Genomic DNA, 4,965 nt, shown 5'->3' with positions numbered 1-4,965 from the left:
TTGTTCTCGACCGTACATCGAGAACCACATAGTGGACGCATAGCAGCTTATTCAAACTGAGTGTTATCAAATTATCGGCTTATTAGTACCGGTCAGCTCCAAGAGTCTTTAGTCCTCTCTTCCACATCCGGCCTATCAACGCAGTAGTCTAGCTGCGAGCCTCTCCCCCTAAGGGATGGAAATCTCATCTCGAAGCCGGCTTCCCGCTTAGATGCTTTCAGCGGTTATCCGTTCCGAACGTAGCTAATCAGCGGTGCTCCTGGCGGAACAACTGACACACCAGAGGTTCGTCCATCCCGGTCCTCTCGTACTAGGGATAGATCTTCTCAAATTTCCTGCGCGCGCAGCGGATAGGGACCGAACTGTCTCACGACGTTCTAAACCCAGCTCGCGTACCGCTTTAATGGGCGAACAGCCCAACCCTTGGGACCTACTCCAGCCCCAGGATGCGACGAGCCGACATCGAGGTGCCAAACCATGCCGTCGATATGGACTCTTGGGCAAGATCAGCCTGTTATCCCCGAGGTACCTTTTATCCGTTGAGCGACAGCGCTTCCACAAGCCACTGCCGGATCACTAGTCCCGACTTTCGTCCCTGCTCGACTTGTCAGTCTTACAGTCAAGCTCCCTTGTGCACTTACACTCGACACCTGATTGCCAACCAGGTTGAGGGAACCTTTGGGCGCCTCCGTTACTTTTTAGGAGGCAACCGCCCCAGTTAAACTACCCACCAGGCACTGTCCCTGAACCGGATCACGGTTCGAAGTTAGGTATCCAATATGACCAGAGTGGTATTTCAACGATGACTCCACCTGAACTAGCGTCCAAGCTTCAAAGTCTCCCACCTATCCTACACAAGCCACACCGAACACCAATACCAAGCTGTAGTAAAGGTCACGGGGTCTTTCCGTCCTGCTGCGCGTAACGAGCATCTTTACTCGTAATGCAATTTCGCCGAGTTCGCGGTTGAGACAGCTGGGAAGTCGTTACGCCATTCGTGCAGGTCGGAACTTACCCGACAAGGAATTTCGCTACCTTAGGATGGTTATAGTTACCACCGCCGTTTACTGGGGCTTAAATTCTCAGCTTCGCCTTGCGGCTAACCGTTCCTCTTAACCTTCCAGCACCGGGCAGGCGTCAGTCCGTATACATCGTCTTGCGACTTGGCACGGACCTGTGTTTTTAGTAAACAGTCGCTTCCCACTGGTCTCTGCGGCCTTCGAACGCTCCAGGAGTAAATCCCTTCACGCCTCAGGCCCCCCTTCTCCCGAAGTTACGGGGGCATTTTGCCGAGTTCCTTAACCACGATTCTCTCGATCTCCTTAGTATTCTCTACCTGATCACCTGAGTCGGTTTGGGGTACGGGTGACTAAAACCTCGCGTCGATGCTTTTCTTGGCAGCATAGGATCACTGATTTCGCCCTTACGGGCTACCCATCGGGTCTCAGGCTTAATGAACGACGGATTTGCCTATCGTTCGCCCTACATCCTTAGACCGGGACAACCATCGCCCGGCTCAGCTACCTTCCTGCGTCACACCTGTTAATACGCTAACCGCACCAGCATAGGGTCGCACGCTAGGCCTCACGCTTCACCCCGAAGGGATCCATCTAGAGGATTCAGATGCTTAGCATTACTGGATTAGCTTGGACGGTTTTTCATCAGTACGGGAATATAAACCCGTTGTCCATCGACTACGCCTGTCGGCCTCGCCTTAGGTCCCGACTTACCCAGGGCGGATTAGCCTGGCCCTGGAAACCTTGATCTTTCGGAGGACGGGTTTCTCACCCGTCTTTCGCTACTCATGCCTGCATTCTCACTCGTGTAGCCTCCACGGCTGGTTTACACCGCCGCTTCGCTGGCCACACGACGCTCTCCTACCCATCAACACGGCTGAACCAACACCACAAGGGTGCGGCTTACCAAAAATATCAATGCCACAACTTCGGTGGCGTGCTTGAGCCCCGTTACATTGTCGGCGCGGAATCACTTGACCAGTGAGCTATTACGCACTCTTTCAAGGGTGGCTGCTTCTAAGCCAACCTCCTGGTTGTCTATGCAACTCCACATCCTTTCCCACTTAGCACGCGCTTTGGGACCTTAGATGGTGGTCTGGGTTGTTTCCCTCTCGACGATGAAGCTTATCCCCCACCGTCTCACTGCTGCGCTCTCACTTACCGGCATTCGGAGTTTGGCTAACGTCAGTAACCTTTTAGGGCCCATCGGCTATCCAGTAGCTCTACCTCCGGCAAGAAACACGCAACGCTGCACCTAAATGCATTTCGGAGAGAACCAGCTATCACGAAGTTTGATTGGCCTTTCACCCCTATCCACAGCTCATCCCCTCCATTTTCAACTGAAGTGGGTTCGGTCCTCCACGACGTCTTACCGTCGCTTCAACCTGGCCATGGATAGATCACTTCGCTTCGGGTCTAGGACATGCGACTGAATCGCCCTATTCAGACTCGCTTTCGCTACGCATTCCCCTCTCGGGTTAAGCTCGCCACATATCACTAACTCGCAGGCTCATTCTTCAAAAGGCACGCTGTCACACCAACAAAGGGTGCTCCAACGGTTTGTAAGCAAACGGTTTCAGGTACTATTTCACTCCCCTCCCGGGGTACTTTTCACCTTTCCCTCACGGTACTTGTTCACTATCGGTCATGTAGGAGTATTTAGGCTTATCAGGTGGTCCTGACAGATTCACACGGGATTTCTCGGGCCCCGTGCTACTTGGGATACTCTTCGCGCCATTGGAACATTTCGACTACGGGGTTCGCACCCTCTATGACCAGGCTTTCAATCCTGTTCGTCTATATTCCTTTGTAACGCTCACTGTTCGGCAGAATCAGCAGAAAAGTCCCGCAACCCCGACCATGCAACGCCTGCCGGCTATCACACATGATCGGTTTAGCCTCTTCCGGGTTCGCTCGCCACTACTAACGGAATCACTATTGTTTTCTCTTCCTGTGGGTACTGAGATGTTTCACTTCCCCACGTTCCCTCTACCCGCCCTATATATTCAGGCGGGAGTCACCAGGTCACCTTGCGGGCCTGGCGGGGTTTCCCCATTCGGACATCCTCGGATCACAGTTCGTTTATCAACTCCCCGAGGCTTATCGCAGATTACTACGTCCTTCTTCGGCTCTACATGCCAAGGCATTCACCGTTTGCTCTTGAAAATTTGAAATCACATGAGTTTGAATCGATTAAGTGTCGCGAATAAATTCGCGACCGAAATTGACCAATGATCACACACTCCGAAAAGTGTGTTGATCTTTGTAATTTGACCCCGAAGGGTTCAAATTTAAGATGCTCGCGTCCACTGTGTAGTTCTCAAAGTACGGGCGGTACCCCTTACGACCAGCGGCTCCATCACTGAAGCTCGACTGCTGACCGAAAAAGGTCCAGAGGAAAAGTCCACTCACCACTCGAAAGTGATTCGTGTTCCGGTCCCTCAGGACCCAACAGCGTGCATATGCAAACCCGCCTGACCCAACCCTTTCCATTCACCGAGGTGAAGTACTGAGATCGAACCGATTGGCTCTGCATCAATGTCAATGTTCCACCCATGAGCGCCATCGAAGAACATTCGTCTTCGTATGACTTGGCAGTGTTACTCCGCTGTATACAGACGGCACTGCTGTGCTCCTTAGAAAGGAGGTGATCCAGCCGCACCTTCCGGTACGGCTACCTTGTTACGACTTAGTCCTAATCACCGATCCCACCTTCGACAGCTCCATCCCTTGCGGGTTTGGCCACTGGCTTCGGGTGTTACCGACTTTCATGACTTGACGGGCGGTGTGTACAAGGCCCGGGAACGTATTCACCGCAGCGTTGCTGATCTGCGATTACTAGCGACTCCGACTTCATGAGGTCGAGTTGCAGACCTCAATCCGAACTGAGACCGGCTTTTTGGGATTCGCTCCACCTTGCGGTATTGCAGCCCTTTGTACCGGCCATTGTAGCATGCGTGAAGCCCAAGACATAAGGGGCATGATGATTTGACGTCATCCCCACCTTCCTCCGAGTTGACCCCGGCAGTATCCCATGAGTTCCCACCATTACGTGCTGGCAACATAGGACGAGGGTTGCGCTCGTTGCGGGACTTAACCCAACATCTCACGACACGAGCTGACGACAACCATGCACCACCTGTATAGAGACCTTGCGGGGCGACTGTTTCCAGCCGTTTCCTCTATATGTCAAGCCTTGGTAAGGTTCTTCGCGTTGCATCGAATTAATCCGCATGCTCCGCCGCTTGTGCGGGCCCCCGTCAATTCCTTTGAGTTTTAGCCTTGCGGCCGTACTCCCCAGGCGGGGAACTTAATGCGTTAGCTGCGACACGGAGACCGTGGAATGGTCCCCACATCTAGTTCCCAACGTTTACGGCATGGACTACCAGGGTATCTAATCCTGTTCGCTCCCCATGCTTTCGCTCCTCAGCGTCAGTTACGGCCCAGAGATCTGCCTTCGCCATTGGTGTTCCTCCTGATATCTGCGCATTCCACCGCTACACCAGGAATTCCAATCTCCCCTACCGCACTCTAGTCTGCCCGTACCCACTGCAGGCCCGAGGTTGAGCCTCGGGTTTTCACAGCAGACGCGACAAACCGCCTACGAGCTCTTTACGCCCAATAATTCCGGACAACGCTTGCACCCTACGTATTACCGCGGCTGCTGGCACGTAGTTAGCCGGTGCTTTTTCTGCAGGTACCGTCACTTTCGCTTCTTCCCTACTAAAAGAGGTTTACAACCCGAAGGCCGTCGTCCCTCACGCGGCGTTGCTGCATCAGGCTTGCGCCCATTGTGCAATATTCCCCACTGCTGCCTCCCGTAGGAGTCTGGGCCGTGTCTCAGTCCCAGTGTGGCCGGTCACCCTCTCAGGCCGGCTACCCGTCGTCGCCTTGGTGAGCCATTACCTCACCAACTAGCTGATAGGCCGCGAGTCCATCCTTGACCGAA

At 53.6% G+C, this 4,965-nt stretch carries 2 rRNA genes; both read right to left on the bottom strand.

The window, feature by feature from the left end:
• Positions 1–62 precede the first annotated feature (62 nt).
• Positions 63–3,190 (bottom strand): 23S ribosomal RNA (locus tag E3O57_RS02095).
• A 466-nt stretch (positions 3,191–3,656) separates the two neighbouring features.
• A 16S ribosomal RNA gene (locus E3O57_RS02090) occupies positions 3,657–4,965 on the bottom strand; the annotation flags it as partial.

This window comes from Cryobacterium sp. TMN-39-2, from assembly GCF_004402745.1.
Classification (GTDB): domain Bacteria; phylum Actinomycetota; class Actinomycetes; order Actinomycetales; family Microbacteriaceae; genus Cryobacterium; species Cryobacterium zongtaii.
Note: the sequence above shows the minus strand (reverse complement) of the source record. Positions and strands in the feature narration are given on the sequence as shown.